The organism is Azorhizobium oxalatiphilum (assembly GCF_014635325.1).
In the GTDB taxonomy this organism is placed as follows: Bacteria; Pseudomonadota; Alphaproteobacteria; order Rhizobiales; family Xanthobacteraceae; genus Azorhizobium; species Azorhizobium oxalatiphilum.
Genome location: NZ_BMCT01000005.1, coordinates 434,661 through 452,818 on the forward strand (window position 1 = coordinate 434,661; position 18,158 = coordinate 452,818).

Genomic DNA, 18,158 nt, shown 5'->3' on the forward strand with positions numbered 1-18,158 from the left:
CTCACGGCTCACCCGCGATGAGCGCTGCGAAGTCGCGGCCACCATAGAAAATGCGGATGATCTCGACCGGTCCCGGCGTCAGCCGATAGACCACCACCACCCGCCTATCGAGCGGCAGCAGCCGTAGGCCGGGGCGCAGATCGTCCCGCGCCCGGCCCATCTCCGGTTGGGCGCCAAGCTGCCCGCAGCGGGCGATGATCCCGTCCACGAAGGCCGCCGCACGCTCGGGGCGGTCGCGGGCGATATAGTCCTCGATGGCGTCGAGATCGGTGAGGGCGGCAGGCCGGAACGTGACCGTGCGCGCCATCAGCCCCTGGCCGGTCCGGAGCGCAGGCGACGGCGGGCCGCGAGATGCGCCATCACCTCTTCCATCGGGACGCTTGGTCGGGGGTCTTCGAGGGATTCGTCGATCCGGCGCAGCAGGCCGGCGAGCCGCTCCTCATGGGAGACTTCGTGATCCTCCAGCAGCCGCAAGGCGGCGCGTACCACCTCGCTGGCGTTCTGGAAGCGACCTTCCGCGATCTGCTTCTCGATGAAGGCCTCGAAATGCGGGCCGAGCGAGACATTTGGCATCGGCACCTCCTCTCCCGCGCAGGGTCAGTCTGCGCCCATGCGATGTCAATAGATGTCAGTGTCCGCCCTGTGTCAGCAGATAAGCGATGAGATCGGCGCGCTCGGTGGGGGAGGGCACGCCGGGGAAGACCATGCTGGTGCCGGGCACCAGCGCGCGCGGCCCCTTCAGCCAGGCATCCATGCGCGCCGCATCCCAGCGCGCGCTCACGGCCTGCAAGGCGGCCGTATAGGCGAAGCGCGCACTGTTGCGGCCGACCTGCGATCCCATCACCCCATAGAGGTTCGGCCCGTTGAGATTGGGGCCGTTCTCGCGGATGGAGTGGCAGGCGGCGCAGCGCTTGAAGAGCTGCTCGCCCGCTTTCGGGTCCGCATGAGGCAGCAGTTGCGCCAGCGTGGCGCCCGGCGGCACAGCCGCCTTTTCCCAGTGATCGGGGCCGGCATCGGGGCGGGCGGCATGGACCAGCGCGCCGATGGCGGCCAGCATGGCGAGGAGGAAGAGGACGAGAAACGCCCGGGAGCGGGTCATAAGGCGAGGATCGGAACGCAGGAGACAGGGCGCGCACCATGGCGCGCGCCTGCCGCAGAGGCAAGCCGCCCGGGCCGGCTCACGCCGCCGAAGCGGCCTGCGGCTCCTTGCCCGCATCGGCAGGTCCATGGCGGGCGGGCGGATAGACGTAAGGCCCGAGCCGCAGCGACAGGAAGCCGGTGAGGAAGACGAGGCCGAGGAAGACGGCGATGCACGGCCCGTAGGTCTTCAGCGCATCATAGGTGCGGCCCATGGCATAGACGCCCACTCCCGAGCCGCAGATGAGCGCGCCGAAGATGAAGCCGTAGATGCGCGCGAACAGCGCCTTGGGAAAATAGCGGCTCGCCATGTAGCCCATGAGGTCCACCTCGGCCCCCAGCGAGAGGCCGAGCGCGATGACCGCCAGCGCGGGCGGCAGCAGCGGGCTGTTCAGCCACAGCACGCCCATGGCGCAGGCTGCCAGCAGGAACACGCCGAGCGCGATGAAGGGCGCGAAGACGCGGTCGGCGATGAAGCCGGCGCCGAGCCGCCCCACCACGCCGAAGGCGCCGGCAAGGCCCATCAGCCCCACCGCCTCGCCCATGCTCATGCCCCGGTCGGTGAAGAGCGAGACCAGATGCGGCATGGTGCCGTTCACCGCCACCGCCAGCACGAAGGCGGACGCAACCAGGATCCAGAAGGCCGGCGTCGCCAGCGCCGCGCGGAGCGAGGCTTCACCCTCGCCCGCCCGCTGCACGGTGGCGGGGAGAGGCACCGGCGCCTCCTTCTCGCGAATGACGAACAGCGCGCCCGGCAGGGTGACGCAGAGCAGCAGCGCGGCGAGGCCCACATAGGCGCCGCGCCAGCCGAATTCCGCCAGCAGCAGCGCCGCCACGGCGGGCATATAGGTGGCGCCGATGCCGAGGCCGGAATTCACCACGCCCAGCGCCAGCCCCCGGCTGCGGTCGAACCAGCCCACCACCACCTTCAGATAGGCCACCGGCTGCTGGCCCCAGTTCACGAGGCCGATGAAGGCGAACAGGGCGCAGAAGGCGGCCAGCGAATGGGCCAGCGCGAGGCCGGCAATGGCGGCGGCGGTGAGCAGCAGCGAAGCCACCAGCGGCCCGCGCACGCCAAAGCGGTCGATCACCATGCCCGACACGGGGCTTATGACGGCGGTGAGATAGAGCATCAGGCTCATGGCCAGGGAGGCGTCGGCGCGCGTCCAGCCGGTATCCTCGGTGATCGACTTCAGGAACACGCCGAAGGTGAGCGAGAGCAGCGGCAGGCCACCGGCGGTGAGCGCCAGCGTGGAGGCGCCCGCGATGGTCCAGGGATGGCGCAGGAACGGGTGGCGCAGGAGAGAAGGCTGTCCGGGGGCGGCGGGCCGGCGGGAGGCGTCGGTCATGGGTGTCCCGGATGACGGAGGAGGGCGGCAGCCGGAAGGCCCGGCCGCACGGAAGGGAAGGCACCGCCCGATGGTCCGGGCGGACTCAGCGGGCCGCGTGTCGGGAAGTAAGGTCGTACAGTCCGCGCGCGGGCGCAACATGTGTTGAACGGGAGAGGGAACGCCGCCCGACAAAAGGCCGCCGGCATCGGGCGGCATCGGGGCTCCTCGCCTGATGGCAGGCAGCCCCATCCCGCACCGGGTTCCCCCGGCGCGCTCCTGCTAAGTTTCCGCTCAGTCCAGCGCGAACGCCTCATGCACGGCCGATTGCAGCGAGCCGCCCAGCACCGCGCCGCCGCCGGCCACATGGATGCGGCCGCCCAGCATGGTGGCGCCCACCGCATGGCGGGGCGTGAGCATGGGGGCGTGCTGCTGCCATGTGTCGGTCTTCGGGTCGTAGCTCTCCATCTGCCCGAACACTTTTGCCTGCTGCGGCACGCCGTTGACGATGCTGCCGGCCTCGCCCCCCATGGCGAACAGGCGATCCTTGTAGATCACCAGCCCATGGCCGGAACGGGCGGTGGGCAGGGGCGCCCGCGCTTCCCATGTGTCTCGCGCCGGCAGATACACATGGTGCAGATCGGTATTGTACTCGAACGTGTTGAACCGCCCGCCGATCACATGGATGACGCCCTCATAGGCCACGCAACCCACGTGGTCGCGCGCGCCGGGCAGGGCTTTTCGCGTGCTCCAGGCATCCGCTTCCGGGTCATAGACCTCGTGCCAGCCGACGCTCGCCCGCTCCATGGTGGGGGCACCCGCGCCGCCGATGAGATGCACCTTGCCCGCCAGCGCCACGGCCGCCGCCGCGCCGCGCGGGCGGGGCATGGGGGCGATGGTGCTCCACCGGTCTTCCGCCACCACATAGACATAGGCGTTGGTGTCGGGATTGCGGTTCTGCTCGATGAAGCCGCCGAAGGCATAGATGCGCCCGGCGTCTGCCGTCACCGCCACATGGTTGGCGCCACGCGGCAGCGGAGCGGCATCGAACCAGCGGTCGCCGGCGGGGTCATAGACATGGTGATAGGCGCGGTCCACGCGTCCCTCGCCATAGCCCCCGATGATGTGCATGCGCCCGGCCCACGCCGTGGCCCAGGCCATCTCGCTGCGCGGCAGGGGCAGGGCAGCGCGCGGGCTCCATTGACCGGCCGGCCCCCTGGGGGCGGGGCTGTCGAACACCCTCTGGGCTTCCTGCGCCGGTTCCAGATGATGCACGAAGGTGCCGCCCTGCAACCGGGAATAGGGAGCGGGGGAGGGCGGCGCCTCCTTCAGCGCGGGCGCATGGCCGGCGTGCGGATTGGCGGTCTGGGCGAAGGCGCGGGAGCCGAGCGCGGTGGCGGCGAGCCCGGCGGCGAGGAGGGTGCGGCGATCCATGGAGGCCTCCCGTATGCGACGTTGCGCAGGGGGAGGATGAAAGCCGCGCGTGGGGGAGGGCGCAAGGGGGAGTTTGACCCCATGCCTACCCCGCGATGGCCCCTTCAGCGACGTCTGCTTTCGCCCTTGGAGCGGACCTTGCCAAGTACGTGCCTCGACGTCCGATATGGGCCCGAAAGCGGACTGGCCGGTTTTGGTTGCCGCCGTGCAGATAGCCGCCGTTCTGCGGCCGACCCCTTTTCGGACGTTCAGCTCGCATCCGAGTGCTCGATAAAGCTGCCATTCCTCCTTTGAGGTGACCTCCGCGAGGCTTCCCACTTCGGCCATTCAGGCCGGGCCTGCGTCTTGCTAGAAGCTGCCATTGCCCACTAGTCCGAGCTGACGACCAGCTTGGGGCTGCTTGCAGACGATATGCCTATCTTGTGGGAGTGGGGCAGCGACACAGACTCTTGCAGGATTCTAGGAGTAATCTGCAATACTATTCTCGTGACCTGCGAAGCAGGAAATGGCGACAAAAGCAGGAGTCAACGTGGACCTAGTTGCGCATTGTCAAAACTGGGAAGATCTGCTCACCCAGCAGTCTCAAGCCGAACAAGCAGTGCAGACGCTGTCCAAATATCTGATTGACACCCGTCAGCCGCCGCCGGGACCCTATCGGCTGTTTCACTATTTCTCAGACGTGATTGTGCGGATCCGCGAACTCAATGTTTTGTTCGAACGCATCTATCGTAGCAGGGAGCGGCTGCTGGAAGCCGACGCGGTATTGCATTCGCAAATGCCGACCACGTGGCCCGGAGGGACACGCTATCCGCCTGCAATCGCCGACCTAATTACAAAGACAGATCGGCTGAATTTGGAGCTAAGTCTCGACTTTCAATCTATGCTGATCTTCAGTGGCATGCTGCTCGATGAGGTGGCCCAGATCTGCGGGCACATCCTTGCAAAGCCCACGCCTTACCGCACCACCTTTGACGCCCTCGCCAAATCTGACGGTGCCGCTCCATTTGATACGTTGTGGGAGAAGTTTCGAGACGACATTTTGTGGCTCGACGCAGTTCCGCGCCTGTTTCGAAATAAGATGATGGTACACCGCGAGCGGCCTTGGCAGGTCGGAACCAACCGCTCCGTTTATCGCCTTGACTGGACGTTTTGGGTTCCAATTGCCGCAGGGTGGCTCTCCAGCGACGAACAGCAAGTCTTTATGGAAGAGGTTCAATCCATCCTTCTAAAAGCAGGGTTGCGCTTGATGGGCGCCACAGTGCATGAGGCGGTGTATCAGGGCCTAGATAACATTTCGAAGTTTGAACGCGACGATCGCAGGGCCCTTACGAAAATAGCGGCCGAGGTGGGGTTTGCAACGCCCAGCTTCCAAGTCTTCGGTCCACGAATCTATGGCTTCATTACCCGTTTCATGGCCGAATTGGAAGGGATTGTGCGCAGTAACCCGCAGGCGGTGGACTTGGGCAAAAAGCAATAGCGGGGTTTCGCGCGCTCCACAGAATGCCAGATTCAAAATTGCATCTTTGCTCCGGGGAGCGCCTCAACGCAAATCGGTCGCGAATGGGCATGCCGCAGCACACCTAAATGTCCGCTCGGATGCCGTTTCTCATAATAGCCGGCATTCCGCTTCCCACCCCAACCCGGCCATTCTTGATAGCCGCTGAACTTCAGCTTCTAGCGCTGTGACGTCGCGTCCCAAGATCCCTTCGCCCCGTCCCAACCGACGCCTTCCCTCAGCTCGCACCCTTGTCCAGAAACGCCCGCACGTCCGAGAACACGGCCCGGAACATCTCCGGCGTCAGCACGCCCGTATTGGTGTTGTAGCGCGAGCAGTGGTAGCTGCCGAACAGCGTATAGCCGCCGATCTCGTGCCGGGAGCCGTGGCCGAACTTGGCGCGCGACATGCGCTCGCCCAGAGACACCACCGTGGAGTCATGCGCGATCTTGCCCAGCGCCAGAATGGCGGTCAGGCGCGGCATGGCGGCCATGGCCTCGATCAGGAACGGCCGGCAGGTGCGGATCTCGTCCGTGGTCGGCTTGTTCTCCGGCGGCACGCAGCGCACCGCATTGACGATGTGGGCGTCGTGCAGGGTCAGGCCGTCATTGGGGTCGGCCCGGTAGGTGCCGCTGGCGAAGCCGAAGCGGATCAGCGTGTCGTAGAGCAGGTCGCCGGCATAATCGCCGGTGAAGGGGCGCCCGGTGCGGTTGGCGCCGCGCAGGCCCGGCGCGAGCCCGACGATGAGAAGGCGCGCATCCTGCGGGCCGAAGCCGGGCACGGGCGCGTTGAACCATGTCGGCTCGGCCGCCCGCCACTGGGTGCGGAAGGCGACGAGGCGCGGGCACAGGGGGCACTCGCGCCCCGGCTCCTGAAGAAGCAAGGGATCAGCCTTCGCTGGGGTCCGGCAGAGGCGCGCCGCGCCGTTCGAGGAAGCGCGGGGTGTCCTGCATGCGGTTGGCCCGCTCGGACGGATCGCGGCCGATCTTCACCTGCAGGTCCACGAGGTCGATGAAGGTGTCGGCCTGACGGCGCAGGTCATCGGCGATCAGCGGCGGCTGGGTGGAGATGGTGGACACCACGCTCACGCGCACGCCCTTGCGCTGGAGCGCCTCCACCAGCGAACGGAAGTCGCCATCGCCCGAGAACAGCACGATATGGTCGAGGCTGCCGGCCAGCTCCATGGCGTCCACGGCGATCTCGATGTCCATGTTGCCGCGGACGCGGCGGCGGCCCTGGCTATCGGTAAACTCGCGGGCAAGCTTGGTCACAACCGAATAGCCGTTATAATCCAGCCAATCCAGCAGCGGGCGGATGGAGGAGTATTCCTGATCCTCTACCAGCGTAGTGTAGTAGAACGCACGCAGCAGATAGCCCCGGCCCTGGAATTCCTTCAACAGTCTCTTATAGTCAATGTCAAAGCCGAGGGCTTTGGTCGCGGAGTAGAGATTGGCGCCATCAATGAAAAGCGCGATCTTTTCCATCCCTTGCATTTGGGGTCCTGCTGATGAAAATCTGGTGTCAGGCATGGGGCGATTTAGAACTGCGTGAGGGTTGTCATTTCTCGGCCAGACTCCGGCCGAGCGCAAGCGAAAAACACTACTCAGACTTGCCGAAGGGTGTCATTTCGGATATAGGGCCAATCTTCCACAAGCCATCCGCATTGCTGCGTGCACGAAGGAGTGCCGATCATGGCCCGCGTCACCGTTGAGGACTGCATCGACAAGGTCGATAACCGCTTCGAGCTGGTCCTCCTCGCGGGCCACCGCGCCCGCATGATCTCGTCCGGCGCCCCGATCACGGTGGACCGCGACAACGACAAGAACCCCGTCGTTGCTCTGCGCGAGATCGCCGACGAGACGGTCAGCCCCGAGGATCTGAAGGAAGACCTCATCCACTCGCTCCAGAAGTACACCGAGGTCGACGAGCCCGAACCCGAGGCCGTGCCGATGATCGCCAGCGGCGAAAGCGGCTCTGGTGATGATACGGACATCGTGCTCGACCGGATGACCGAAGAGGAACTTCTCGCCGGCCTCCAGGGCCTCGTGCCGCCGGAGCAGACCGACGACGACGAGGGTTGAACCCTACCTCCATCCTGCAAGGCAAGATGGCATTTTAACGCCGGTGGTTCCAGACGGAGCCGCCGGCGTTTTTCATTTCAGGCTATGGAACAGTGGCACAGTGCCACCCTGTGCGGCCATCGTCACAGGGCAGGCAAAAAGGCGTGCGCAATCAGGCACGGCTGTCCGTGGCCAAATGGGGCCAAGGGTGTGCCATTCGTCCCTGTCCCTGAACAGGTGAGGGGTATCAAAAGCCGGCGGTGCCCATGAGGTCGTAGGCGTCCGACGCCTCGATCTTGACCGTCACCACCTCGCCCACCCGCAGCGGGCGGCGGGCGGCGATCTTCACCGAGCCGTCGATTTCCGGCGCATCGCCCTTGGTGCGGCCGATGGCCCCGCCGGGGGTGAGGCTGTCGATGATGACCTGCTGGCGGGTGCCCACCTTGCGCTTGAGGCGGCGGGCGGAAATCGCCTGCTGCTTGAGCATAAAGCGTTCATAACGCTCGGCTTTCACCTCGTCGGGGACGGGGTTTTCGAGCGCATTGGCAGGCGCGCCGGCCACCGGCTCGAACTTGAAGCAGCCGACCCGGTCGAGCTGGCCTTCCTCAAGGAAATCAAGCAGTTCCTGGAACTCTTCCTCGGTCTCGCCGGGGAAGCCGACGATGAAGGTGGAGCGCAACGTCAGGTCCGGCACCGCCTCACGCCAGCTCAGCACGCGGGCGAGCGTCTTCTCCTGCGCCGCCGGGCGCTTCATGCGGCGAAGCACCGTGGGGCTGGCGTGCTGGAACGGAATATCCAGATAAGGCAACACCTTACCCGAAGCCATCAGCTCCATCACCCGGTCAACATGGGGGTAGGGGTAGACGTAGTGCAGGCGCACCCAGGCCCCCAGATCGCCCAGCGCATCGGCCAGATCGAAGAAGCGGGTGGACCATTCGCGGTCCTTCCACTTGCTTTCCGCATACTTCAGGTCGACGCCATAGGCAGAGGTGTCCTGCGAGATCACCAGCAGCTCGCGAACCCCTGCATTCACAAGCTTTTCCGCCTCGCGCATGACGTCGGCGAGCGGTCGGCTGACGAGGTCGCCGCGCAGCTTGGGGATGATGCAGAAGGTGCAGCGATTGTTGCAGCCTTCCGAGATCTTCAGATAGGCATAGTGCCGGGGGGTGAGCTTAACCCCTTGTTCCGGCACGAGATCGAGGAAGGGGTCGTGCTTGGGCGGCACCGCCTCATGCACGGCCGCAAGCACGCTCTCGTACTGCTGCGGGCCGGTGATGGCGAGCACGCTGGGGTGGACGGCGCGGATCTGCTCGGGCTCGGCGCCCATGCAGCCGGTGACGACGACCTTTCCGTTCTCCGCCAACGCTTCGCCGATGGCCGAAAGGCTTTCGGCCTTGGCGCTGTCGAGGAAGCCGCAGGTATTCACGATGACGAGATCGGCACCGTCATGGTTGCGCGTCAGTTCATAGCCTTCGGCCCTGAGCCTGGTGACGATGCGCTCCGAATCCACCAGCGCCTTGGGGCAGCCCAGCGAGACGAACGAGATGCGGGGCGCGCCGTTGGGCGCTGAATCGGTCGTGGTGGGCGCGAGCTGGGCCATGGCGCGGGGCGCAAGTCCGTGTTGTCCGAGAAGCCCGAGCGGTTACGGGAGGACGCACCTCCCGTCAATCCCATTGGAGCCATTCCAGCCTTCGGGGCGCGCAGGGGAGGCATGCGGCGGGAGGGGCGGGAAAGGCCCGGCAGATGTCGCCGGGCCTTGGCATCGTTAGAACCTGAAGCGTGTCCCCACCACCACCGAGCGCCCGTTGCCGGGCTCGAACAGCGCCTGATTGGCGCTGGCGCGGCCGGTGACGTTCACGCTGGCGATGTAGTTCACATCCAGCAGGTTGCGCGCATCGACGTAGAAGGACGGCCCTTTGGGATTGTCATAACCGAGCTTGAAGTTCAGCAGGGCGTAGGGCGAGGTATCCAGCGTATTGGCGTCGTCCACATAATAGGCGACGGGCACCCACTCCACGTTCGGGCCGGCGTAGAACCCGCTCGGATGCTTGTAGAGCAGCTCCGCCCGCAGGTAATGGGGCGGGATGCCCGGCAGGCGATTGTTGCCCCACACCGGATCGTTGTCGAAATAGAAGTCGCTGTACGTATAGGCGACATTCAGCCAGAGGGAATCCGTCACCGGACCGGGGGTGAACAGGTCCTTCGCCACCTGCATGCCGAAGCCGGCCTCCAGCCCCTGATGGATGGTGCTGCCCAGATTCACCACCGTGCAGGTGAGGCCCGCCGTGGTGCCGGGATCCTGGCATTGCAGCTCGTTCTGGACCCATGAACGGTAGAGCGACACGTCCCAATTATAGGTCGGTGCACGCCCGCGGGTGCCGATCTCCACCGTGGTGGCCGTCTGGGCCTCAAGGTTTCCGATGATCGGATCGACAAAATTGGTCAGCTCCGAGAAGGTCGGCACCTCGCCGGAACGCGAGACATTGCCATAGACCTGCGCCCCCGGCGCCGCCTCGAAGACGAAGCCGGCCTTGGGCAGGAAGAGATTGTAGTCGTTGCCGCCTGAAGACGCATTGTAGATGGCGGTGCGGTCGAGGCTGGCGTTCAGATACTGGAACGCCCCCACCAGAGCGAAGGCCGGCGTCAGGTAAAAGTGATCTTCCAGATAGTAGGTGGTGTTGGTGGCGTCGTCATTGGACCAGTAGGCGAGATTGCCGGCCAGCCCCGAGCGATTGACGTAGCGCCGGGCATCGGTGCTGCCGGTGCCGTAATTGATGCCGAGCACCAGCCGGTTGTTGAAGCCGCCGATGCTGCGCTCGTCCACGAGGCGGGTGAAGGCGCCGTACTCCTCGTAATTGTAGTTCAGCACCTGGAAGATCGGGTGGTTGAGGTCCTTGTTGGTATAGAAGACGCCGGCATCCAGCTTCGTCGTATCCGAGAGAAGGAAGGTCGTCTTGTTGGCGAGCCGCACCGCCTCGATATTGCGCTGATAGTTCAGCGAGATGTTGGTGGGATTGGCCGACTGCGGCGAGTTCAGCGCCACCGTCCTGGACACCGCGCCGGGAATTTCCTGCCGGACATTGGTGGCGTTGAGATAGAAGCGGGTCTCGATGTTCTCGTTCAGCTGGATGCCGAAATTGGCGCTGCCGCGTGTGTTCTCACCGGAGGAATGATCGCGGAACCCCTGCTGGGTCAGCCATGAGCCGGTGACGAAGCCGTCAAAGGCCCCGTTCACGCCGCCGGTGCTGGCCTGCAGCCGGTAGAAGCCGAAGGAGCCGGCATCCGCCCTCCCTGCGAAGGCCGCCGCATCCCGGCCGGTGGGCGTGACGAAATTAATGGCCCCGCCCAAGGCGTTGGCGCCGAACTGGTAGCCGTTGGCGCCCTTGAACACCTCCACATACTGGAAGGCGGTGGGGTCGATCTCCTGGAAGTCGCCGCTGCCGTCGGGCGAGGAGAGCGGGATGCCGTCCTGATAGAGCTGGACGCCGCGCAGATGTGCGCTGCGCGAGACACCCGAGCCGCGAATGGAGAGGCGGGTGTCCTCGCCCCATTTGGGCTGCGCGAACACGCCCGGCACATAGTCCAGCATGTCCTTCACGCCGGTGGCCGGCGTATCGGCCCAGGTGGCCGCGCCCACCACCTCGGCGCCGCCGGGGGTGAGGTTGATGGCCGCGCGCGCGGCCGCCTCCGACAGCACGGTGAGCGAGCCGCCAGTGGCCGTTTCCACATTCACGGTCGGCAGTTCGACGGCGGCTTCCTGTGCGGCGGACGGTGCGCAGACGAGAGGCTGTGCGGTGGCGGCAAGAAGGAGGGTCGTGGCGAGGGAAGCGCGGCGCTGCGGCCGACCTGCGGCAATGAACCGGGGGAGGAGAGGGGACATGGGGGAATTCCGGCGCCGGCGCGTCAGGCGCGTCCGGGCCTTGAGAAAGCTGGAAGATGAAGCGTTCGGCCCGCTGCCGGCATGGCGTGCCCGGGCAGGGGGCGCGTGGCGCCTGTGCTTTGTCTGCCGCTTGGTGCGGCGATCAGGCGGAGGTGGGCGGGGCGCGTGGCCGGGCGTTGGGGCAGATCTGCGCGGTTCGGGCCGGCGCGGGCTGGACGATCCGGTCTTCCCCCGGCCGGGCGAACGCCACGGGAACGGAGGGGAGCTTCAGATCCGGAAGAACCGGCATGCCGCCCGCAAGCGGACAGGCGGTGCAATCGTGCTGCGGCGGCAGGGAAGAGCCGCCGGCATCAGCCTGAGCGTCGGCCTGATGTGACGTAAGGCAGAGCAGGAAGGGATCGCTGACCGTCTGCGGGCCGGCCATGGCACCGGCGGCGAGGCCGGCGAATACGGCCTGAAGCACCACCAGATAGATGGCCAGCCACCGCCCGACCTGAGCCGCTGCCCGCCGGACATGCCCGCCCCGCCGCAGCCGTTGCTGCGGTCGGGCAGGGGAATGGTCCGGGCGACGAGACACGGGGGCGATACCTTGGGGCGGGCGATTGTCGGCGCCCATACGGCACGCAGATATGCCGTTTGGTCAACCCTGTCAGCCGCTGGAAGCACAGGTGGCGCTCAGGATACGGCGCGAACCCGCGCGGACAGTGCCATTGCGGCGCACAGTCTCGCAACGGAAGGGCCTGCGTCATTGCGGCGCAAGGATTTTCGGACACACTTTTTGGTTCCGCATTGCGGCATGATGGCGCTATAAGGACGCCAGCCAGCCAATTCCCGGTCAGGGATCGCCAGCCAACCGACGTTCAAAATGCTCGATTGCTGGTGACGCAATGATGAAACGCGATGGTTCTTGCACGCCCGTGGCGCGTGTGCGGCGGGTAGTGACAACAGCTGCCGCGCTCTCCCTTGTGGTGACGCTGTCTTCCGGCGCTGGCGCGCAGGGCACTTCTCCCGTTGCCCCGGCTGCGACCGCTCCTGCCGCAACGGCTCCTGCCACAACAACTCCCGCCACCCCGGCTCCTGCCGCGCCGAGCGCTGTGGCTCCTGCCCCGACTTCGGCCCCTGCCGCCGCCACCCAGGCCCCGCGCCCGACGCAGGCCGCACCCACCGCTTCCGGCAGCGCGCAGCCCACGGTTTCGCAGGCCCCCGCCGCCCAGTCTCCCTCCGTGCCTGCGCCGGCTGCATCGACGCCCGCCGCCGCTACGAACGGTGCCGCTCCCGTGGCGCCTGCCGATCCGGCCGCCGCGCCGGCACCCGCCGCTGCCGATCTGGCCCCGCATGCGGCCGCTCCGGCCGCTCCGGCTGTCGCCGGTGGCTTCCAGTTGCCCCATGACCTGTCCCCCTGGGGCATGTTCATGGCCGCCGACTGGGTGGTGAAGGGCGTGATGATTGGTCTTGCCTTCGCCTCGGTGGTGACCTGGACCATCTGGCTGGTGAAGGTGATCGAACTCTGGCTGGCCAATCGCAAGGTGCGCCACGGCCTGCATCTGCTGCGCAAGTCGCAGACCCTGATGGCTGCTGCCCGTGGCCTGCCGCGCCGCGGCGGCGCTGCCGGTCGCATGGTGCAGACCACGCTGGCCGAGGTCGAGGCGTCCCGCGCCCTGCCGGCGGAAGGCATCAAGGAGCGCGCGGCCATCGCGCTGAACCGCATCGAGGCTGCGGCCGGCCGGCGCATGTCGCTGGGTACCGGCCTGCTGGCCACCATCGGCTCCACGGCGCCCTTCATCGGCCTGTTCGGCACCGTGTGGGGCATCATGAACAGCTTCATCGGTATCTCGAAGTCGCAGACCACCAATCTGGCGGTGGTGGCGCCGGGTATCGCCGAAGCGCTGCTGGCCACCGCCATCGGTCTGGTGGCGGCCATTCCGGCGGTGATCATCTACAACGTGTTCGCCCGCGCCATTTCGAACTACAAGGCCAGCCTGGCCGACACTTCGGCCGAGGTGATGCGCCATCTCTCGCGCGATCTCGATCGTGAAGAGTCGGGTGACAGCCGCCTGCGCGCCGCCGCGGAGTAAACCATGGCCGCGAAGCTCGATCTCGGCGGGGAAGACCTCGTCGAAAACCACGACATCAACGTCACGCCGTTCATCGACGTGATCCTGGTGCTGCTGATCATCTTCATGGTGGCGGCGCCGCTGGCCACCGTGGACGTCCAGGTGGACCTGCCCACCGCCAATGCCCAGCCGCAGCCGCGTCCAGACAAGCCCCTGTTCGTGACCGTGCAGAACGATCTCACGCTCTCCGTGGGAGACGATCCGGTCCAGCGCACGGCGCTGGCGATGGCTCTCGACGGCGTGACGCAGGGTGACAAGCAGCAGCGCGTGTTCGTGCGCGCTGACAAGGCTGTCTCCTATGGCGACGTGATGGAGGTGATGAACCTGCTGCGCGACGCCGGCTACCTGAAGATCGGTCTCGTGGGTCTGGAGACGGTCGGCGGCGGGACGCCGGCTCCGGCTGCGCCCGGTGCCGCCCCCGCCCCGGGTGCCGCTCCTGCGGCAGGAACGCCTCCGGCGGGAGCGCCCGCGGCGCAGGGGGCCGCGCCTGCGGCGCCCGCAGCCACGCCGGCAGCGCCTGCTCCTGCGGCCCCGGCACCGGCGCCCGCTCAGGCGGCGCCTCAGGGGACCACGCGGTGACAGCCATCCATCCCGAGGATCACGTGGCGCAGGATCACCATCATCACGACCACCGGCTGGCGTACATCGCCGGCTGGTGGCTGCTGGCGGGCGCGCTGATCTTCGCCGCGCACGCGGGGCTCGTCTATGCGGCCCTGCACTGGCACAAGCCGATCTCGGCGGCGGACGAGGCTGCTGCCGCCGTCATGATCGAGCTGGCGCCGATCGCGACCGCGCCGCCGTCGCAGACGGAGGACGTGGCGCCGGGTCCGGAGATGGTGCAGGCGCCCGAGCCGATTCCCGATGCGCCGGAGATGATGGAGGAGGCCGAGCCGCCGCCCGCACCGGAGGTGGTGGAGGAGCAGCCGCCTATCGAGAAGCTGCCCGACCTGCCGCCGCCGCCGCCCATCGCGGAGGCAGTGCTTCCCACGCCGCGTCCGGTGATCCCGGATCCGCCGCCGCCGGAAAAGCGCAAGCCGGAGCCGAAGAAGGAACGCAAGGCGAGCCGTAGGCCCGCAGCGCCCGTCACCAGTGCGGCGCCGAGGTCCGATGCGCAGGAAGCTGCCGCCACGGCGGCGCCGTCCCAGGGTGACAGCGCCTCGCGCTCCCAGCAGCGTGCGGATTGGGCAAGCCTCGTCAGCGGGCGACTCAACCGCTTCAAGCGCTATCCTCCCGGTGCGAGCGAGCGCGGGGTCGCGCAGGTCCGCTTCTCCATGGATCGGTCGGGCAACGTCCTCTCGTCGAGCCTCGTCCGCTCTTCCGGCTCTGCCGCGCTGGACGCGGAAGCGGTGGAGTTGCCCCGGCGTGCGTCGCCTTTCCCGCCCCCGCTGTCGGGTGGGACGCAGGTGCTCACGGTGCCGATCAACTTCAACGGCCGCTGATCGCCTCCGATCCTGCACCCCTGGACAAGACTGCCAAAGCCCCGGTTCGCTCCCGAACCGGGGCTTTGGCTTGAAATGGAGCCGCCTGCCGTACACGGCTCGTGCCACGTGCGAAATCTGCGGTGTTCTTCCGTCCGCGCTTTGGACTTAGGCCACGCGCTATGATAAGCGAGCGCTCCCATTATCGGCTGGGCCTTTGCCCGGCTAAAAGCCGAATGTCTCGGAGACGTCCCATGGCCTCGTCTGCTGCGAACAGCACCTCCGCCTCGGCGGAGATGAACCGTTTCTTCTCCGCTCCCCTCGCCGAGGTGGACCCGGAAATCGCTGCCGCCGTCGAGGCCGAGCTGGGTCGCCAGCGTGAAGAGATCGAGCTGATCGCGTCCGAGAACATCGTCTCCCGCGCCGTGCTGGAGGCCCAGGGCTCGGTGCTCACCAACAAGTATGCCGAGGGCTATCCGGGCAAGCGCTACTATGGCGGCTGCCAGTTCGTGGACGTGGCCGAGACGCTGGCCATCGAGCGCGCCAAGAAGCTGTTCGGCTGCGCCTTCGCCAACGTCCAGCCCAATTCCGGCAGCCAGGCCAATCAGGCGGTGTTCTTCACCCTGATGAAGCCCGGCGAGACCTTCCTCGGCCTCAACCTCGCCGCTGGTGGCCATCTCACCCACGGCTCGCCCGTGAACATGTCCGGCAAGTGGTTCAACGCCGTGCCCTATGGCGTGCGCGAGGATGACCAGCGCATCGACTATGACGCGGTCGCCCAGCTCGCCGACCAGCACAAGCCGAAGGTGATCGTGGCCGGCGGTTCCGCCTATCCGCGTCTCATCGATTTTGCCCGCATGCGCGAGATCGCCGATGCCGTCGGCGCCAAGCTGATGGTGGACATGGCCCATTTCGCGGGCCTCGTCGCCGGTGGCGCGCATCCGAGCCCGTTCCCGCATGCCCATGTGGTGACGACGACCACCCACAAGACCCTGCGCGGCCCGCGTGGCGGCATGATCCTGACCAATGACGAGGAACTGGCGAAGAAGCTGAACTCCGCCATCTTCCCCGGTATCCAGGGCGGCCCGCTCATGCATGTGATCGCCGCCAAGGCGGTGGCCTTCGGCGAGGCTCTGCGCCCCGAGTTCAAGGTCTACGCCAAGAACGTGGTGGAGAATGCCAAGGCGCTGGCCGAGAACCTGCGCGGCCACGGCTTCGACATCGTGTCCGACGGCACCGACACCCATCTGATGCTGGTGGACCTGCGTCCCAAGCGCCTCAACGGCAAGGTGTCGGAAACGGCGCTCGGCCGTGCGCACATCACCTGCAACAAGAACGGCATCCCGTTCGATCCTGAGAAGCCGGCCATCACCTCGGGCGTGCGTCTCGGCACCCCGGCGGGCACCACCCGTGGCTTCGGCGTGGCCGAGTTCCAGCAGATCGGCGACATGATCGCCGAGGTGCTGGACGTGCTCTCGCAGAAGGGCGTGGCCGAGGACAGCCTCGTGGAAGAGGCGGTGCGCGGCAAGGTGAAGGCCCTGCTCGGTCGCTTCCCGATCTACAGCTGATACCAGCGGAGAGGGGGGGCTCTCATGCGGTGTCCTTATTGCGGCAGTCTCGACACCCAGGTGAAGGACAGCCGCCCCACCGAAGACAATACGGCCATCCGCCGCCGTCGGGTCTGCCCCGACTGCGGCGGGCGGTTCACCACCTTCGAGCGCGTGCAACTGCGCGAGCTGATGGTCGTGAAGCGCTCCGGGCGGCGGGTGCCGTTCGACCGTGACAAGCTCGCCCGATCCGTGGAGATCGCTCTGCGCAAGCGCCCGGTGGAAACCGAGCGGGTCGAGCGCATGCTGTCCGGGCTCGTCCGACAGCTTGAGAGCTTGGGCGATACCGAGATCCAGTCCGAGACCGTCGGCGAGATGGTCATGGAAGGGCTGAAGCAGATCGACGACGTGGCCTATGTGCGCTTCGCCTCGGTCTATCGCAATTTCCGCGAGGCCAAGGATTTCGAGAGCCTTCTGGGCGAACTGAACCTTGGCGACGGCAAGAAGGCCGAAGCGCTGGCCAAGCTCAAGCGTGGTGAGACGCGCGAGCCGGAGCCGGAGTAGCGCGCAGGAGTAGCCATTCATGAGTGTCCGCCCGGCCGCAGCCACCGTCAGCTCTCCCGAGGAAGACGAGGCCCTGATGGCCGAGGCGCTCGCCGTCGGTCGTCTCGGCCTCGGGCGGACCTGGCCCAATCCCTCGGTCGGCGCCCTCGTGGTGCGCCCGACCTCCGGTGGCCCGCAGATTCTTGGCCGCGCGGGCACGGCGCCCGCCGGCCGGCCCCATGCGGAGCCGCTGGCGCTGGCGCAGGCCGGGGATGCGGCGCGCGGCGCCACGCTCTACGTCACCCTTGAACCCTGCTCCCATTACGGCCGCACGCCGCCCTGCGCCGATGCTGTGATTGCGTCCGGCGTCACCCGCGTCATCGCCGCCATCGAGGATCCCGACCCGCGCGTGCGGGGCAGGGGCGTTGCCCGCATGCGCGCGGCGGGGCTCTGGGTCACGGTGGGCGTGGGCGCCGAGCAGGCCCTGCTGGACCATGCCGGCCACATCAGCCGCGTCACCCGCGCCCGTCCGCATGTGCTGCTGAAGATGGCGGTCTCGGGTGACGGCAAGATCGGCCGAACGGGGCCGCAGCGGGTGCAGATCACCGGCCCCGAGGCCAATGAGCGGGTGCATGTCATGCGCTCCGTCGCCGACGTGATTCTGGTGGGAATCGGCACGGTGATGGCCGACGATCCGCTGTTGACCTGCCGCCTGCCGGGCGTGACCGGCCGTTCTCCGGTGCGCGTGGTTCTTGATAGCGATCTGCATATGCCGCTCGAGTCGCGACTGGTGCGAACCACCAGTGAAGTGCCGCTCTGGGTGATGTGTGCCGAGGATGCGCCTGCTGGCCGGGAAGCTGCTTTGGTCAGTCTCGGCGTGGAGGTTTACCGCGTGCCGCGCGGGGCGAGCGGGCATGTGGACCTGAAGGCTGCCCTGCATGTGCTGGGGCTGCTGGGGGTGACGCGGGTGATGGCGGAGGGGGGCTCGCGCCTCGCCGCTGCTCTGCTGGATGCGAGCCTCGTGGACGAGGTGGCGGTGTTTCAAGATCCCGTGATGCTGGGCGCGGATGCCATTGATGCCCTGCATGGCCAGCCCCTCTCACGACTGATCTCGCCCGTGGGGTTCGAGAGCGTTGAGCGCCAGCAACTCGGACCACAACAATTGTTGCGTATGCTGCGGCGATAGCCATATTCTATGCCAT

At 66.9% G+C, this 18,158-nt stretch carries 18 protein-coding genes; 8 read left to right on the plus strand and 10 right to left on the minus strand.

Translation table 11 applies throughout. The annotated features are described in order from the left end of the window. Position 1: 1 nt before the first annotated feature. The 5 genes from IEW24_RS18635 to IEW24_RS18655 all read right to left on the minus strand — a co-directional run bounded on the left by IEW24_RS18635 (position 2) and on the right by IEW24_RS18655 (position 3,899). Positions 2-307, minus strand: coding sequence for a type II toxin-antitoxin system RelE/ParE family toxin (locus IEW24_RS18635; RefSeq protein ID WP_188581388.1), 306 nt, complete (start codon positions 305-307; stop codon positions 2-4). Beyond that, positions 307-573: a type II toxin-antitoxin system ParD family antitoxin gene (locus tag IEW24_RS18640; protein WP_188581390.1), complete on the minus strand. Its 267-nt coding sequence runs from the start codon at positions 571-573 to the stop codon at positions 307-309. The genes IEW24_RS18635 and IEW24_RS18640 overlap by 1 nt, the downstream gene beginning before the upstream one ends. A 55-nt stretch (positions 574-628) precedes the next feature. Next, positions 629-1,099, minus strand: a complete 471-nt coding sequence (locus IEW24_RS18645; RefSeq protein ID WP_210324246.1) for a c-type cytochrome — start codon at positions 1,097-1,099, stop codon at positions 629-631. Between the two features lie 79 nt (positions 1,100-1,178). After that, a complete protein-coding gene (locus tag IEW24_RS18650) occupies positions 1,179-2,486 on the minus strand; it encodes an MFS transporter (RefSeq protein WP_188581392.1) in 1,308 nt (435 codons plus the stop codon). 273 nt (positions 2,487-2,759) lie between these two features. After that, a complete protein-coding gene (locus IEW24_RS18655) occupies positions 2,760-3,899 on the minus strand; it encodes a Kelch repeat-containing protein (protein WP_188581393.1) in 1,140 nt (379 codons plus the stop codon). A 505-nt stretch (positions 3,900-4,404) separates the two neighbouring features. Here IEW24_RS18655 and IEW24_RS18660 point away from each other — a divergent pair. Continuing rightward, entirely contained in the window at positions 4,405-5,376 is a 972-nt protein-coding gene (locus tag IEW24_RS18660) for a hypothetical protein (protein WP_188581395.1), read from the plus strand. A gap of 256 nt (positions 5,377-5,632) precedes the next feature. Here IEW24_RS18660 and IEW24_RS18665 read toward each other — a convergent pair whose 3' ends face one another. Together IEW24_RS18665 and IEW24_RS18670 are read right to left on the minus strand one after the other, a co-directional pair. Continuing rightward, a complete protein-coding gene (locus tag IEW24_RS18665; protein ID WP_188581397.1) occupies positions 5,633-6,277 on the minus strand; it encodes a uracil-DNA glycosylase in 645 nt (214 codons plus the stop codon). A 4-nt stretch (positions 6,278-6,281) separates the two neighbouring features. Beyond that, positions 6,282-6,887 (minus strand): LabA-like NYN domain-containing protein, encoded by a 606-nt coding sequence (locus IEW24_RS18670; protein WP_188581399.1) that lies wholly within the window; start codon positions 6,885-6,887, stop codon positions 6,282-6,284. Between the two features lie 198 nt (positions 6,888-7,085). Here IEW24_RS18670 and rpoZ point away from each other — a divergent pair, with 198 nt between their 5' ends. Then, positions 7,086-7,475, plus strand: coding sequence for a DNA-directed RNA polymerase subunit omega (gene rpoZ / locus IEW24_RS18675; protein ID WP_188581401.1), 390 nt, complete (start codon positions 7,086-7,088; stop codon positions 7,473-7,475). Positions 7,476-7,701: 226 nt separating this feature from the next. Here rpoZ and rimO read toward each other — a convergent pair whose 3' ends face one another. From rimO to IEW24_RS18690, 3 genes are all read right to left on the minus strand, one after another. Then, positions 7,702-9,054, minus strand: a complete 1,353-nt coding sequence (gene rimO, locus IEW24_RS18680; RefSeq protein ID WP_188581403.1) for a 30S ribosomal protein S12 methylthiotransferase RimO — start codon at positions 9,052-9,054, stop codon at positions 7,702-7,704. Between the two features lie 165 nt (positions 9,055-9,219). Beyond that, positions 9,220-11,334, minus strand: coding sequence for a TonB-dependent receptor family protein (locus IEW24_RS18685; RefSeq protein WP_188581405.1), 2,115 nt, complete (start codon positions 11,332-11,334; stop codon positions 9,220-9,222). Positions 11,335-11,476: 142 nt separating this feature from the next. Next, entirely contained in the window at positions 11,477-11,911 is a 435-nt protein-coding gene (locus tag IEW24_RS18690; protein WP_188581407.1) for a DUF2946 family protein, read from the minus strand. Positions 11,912-12,224: 313 nt separating this feature from the next. Here IEW24_RS18690 and exbB point away from each other — a divergent pair, with 313 nt between their 5' ends. From exbB to ribD, 6 genes are all read left to right on the plus strand, one after another. Beyond that, the gene (gene exbB / locus IEW24_RS18695; protein WP_188581507.1) at positions 12,225-13,409 is read left to right on the plus strand and encodes a tonB-system energizer ExbB; all 1,185 of its coding nucleotides are present in this window, start codon (positions 12,225-12,227) and stop codon (positions 13,407-13,409) included. 3 nt (positions 13,410-13,412) lie between these two features. Beyond that, positions 13,413-14,027, plus strand: coding sequence for a TonB system transport protein ExbD (gene exbD, locus IEW24_RS18700; RefSeq protein WP_188581409.1), 615 nt, complete (start codon positions 13,413-13,415; stop codon positions 14,025-14,027). Beyond that, complete coding sequence (locus IEW24_RS18705; RefSeq protein WP_188581411.1) at positions 14,024-14,887, plus strand: energy transducer TonB family protein; 864 nt, start codon at positions 14,024-14,026, stop codon at positions 14,885-14,887. Before exbD ends, IEW24_RS18705 begins: the two co-directional genes overlap by 4 nt. A 233-nt stretch (positions 14,888-15,120) precedes the next feature. Continuing rightward, positions 15,121-16,434, plus strand: coding sequence for a serine hydroxymethyltransferase (gene glyA / locus IEW24_RS18710; RefSeq protein WP_188581413.1), 1,314 nt, complete (start codon positions 15,121-15,123; stop codon positions 16,432-16,434). Between the two features lie 24 nt (positions 16,435-16,458). Then, positions 16,459-16,977, plus strand: a complete 519-nt coding sequence (nrdR, locus tag IEW24_RS18715) for a transcriptional regulator NrdR (RefSeq protein ID WP_188581414.1) — start codon at positions 16,459-16,461, stop codon at positions 16,975-16,977. Positions 16,978-16,996: 19 nt separating this feature from the next. Next, the gene (gene ribD, locus IEW24_RS18720) at positions 16,997-18,142 is read left to right on the plus strand and encodes a bifunctional diaminohydroxyphosphoribosylaminopyrimidine deaminase/5-amino-6-(5-phosphoribosylamino)uracil reductase RibD (RefSeq protein WP_188581416.1); all 1,146 of its coding nucleotides are present in this window, start codon (positions 16,997-16,999) and stop codon (positions 18,140-18,142) included. Positions 18,143-18,158: the final 16 nt, after the last annotated feature.

Bases quoted from the DNA above. Each gene is read 5' to 3' on its own strand.
- IEW24_RS18635 (WP_188581388.1), bottom strand. From the start codon at position 307: ATGGCGCGCACGGTCACGTTCCGGCCTGCCGCCCTCACCGATCTCGAC.
- IEW24_RS18640 (WP_188581390.1), bottom strand. From the start codon at position 573: ATGCCAAATGTCTCGCTCGGCCCGCATTTCGAGGCCTTCATCGAGAAG.
- IEW24_RS18645 (WP_210324246.1), bottom strand. From the start codon at position 1,099: ATGACCCGCTCCCGGGCGTTTCTCGTCCTCTTCCTCCTCGCCATGCTG.
- IEW24_RS18650 (WP_188581392.1), bottom strand. From the start codon at position 2,486: ATGACCGACGCCTCCCGCCGGCCCGCCGCCCCCGGACAGCCTTCTCTC.
- IEW24_RS18655 (WP_188581393.1), bottom strand. From the start codon at position 3,899: ATGGATCGCCGCACCCTCCTCGCCGCCGGGCTCGCCGCCACCGCGCTC.
- IEW24_RS18660 (WP_188581395.1), top strand. From the start codon at position 4,405: ATGGCGACAAAAGCAGGAGTCAACGTGGACCTAGTTGCGCATTGTCAA.
- IEW24_RS18670 (WP_188581399.1), bottom strand. From the start codon at position 6,887: ATGCAAGGGATGGAAAAGATCGCGCTTTTCATTGATGGCGCCAATCTC.
- rpoZ (WP_188581401.1), top strand. From the start codon at position 7,086: ATGGCCCGCGTCACCGTTGAGGACTGCATCGACAAGGTCGATAACCGC.
- rimO (WP_188581403.1), bottom strand. From the start codon at position 9,054: ATGGCCCAGCTCGCGCCCACCACGACCGATTCAGCGCCCAACGGCGCG.
- IEW24_RS18685 (WP_188581405.1), bottom strand. From the start codon at position 11,334: ATGTCCCCTCTCCTCCCCCGGTTCATTGCCGCAGGTCGGCCGCAGCGC.
- exbB (WP_188581507.1), top strand. From the start codon at position 12,225: ATGAAACGCGATGGTTCTTGCACGCCCGTGGCGCGTGTGCGGCGGGTA.
- exbD (WP_188581409.1), top strand. From the start codon at position 13,413: ATGGCCGCGAAGCTCGATCTCGGCGGGGAAGACCTCGTCGAAAACCAC.
- glyA (WP_188581413.1), top strand. From the start codon at position 15,121: ATGGCCTCGTCTGCTGCGAACAGCACCTCCGCCTCGGCGGAGATGAAC.
- nrdR (WP_188581414.1), top strand. From the start codon at position 16,459: ATGCGGTGTCCTTATTGCGGCAGTCTCGACACCCAGGTGAAGGACAGC.
- ribD (WP_188581416.1), top strand. From the start codon at position 16,997: ATGAGTGTCCGCCCGGCCGCAGCCACCGTCAGCTCTCCCGAGGAAGAC.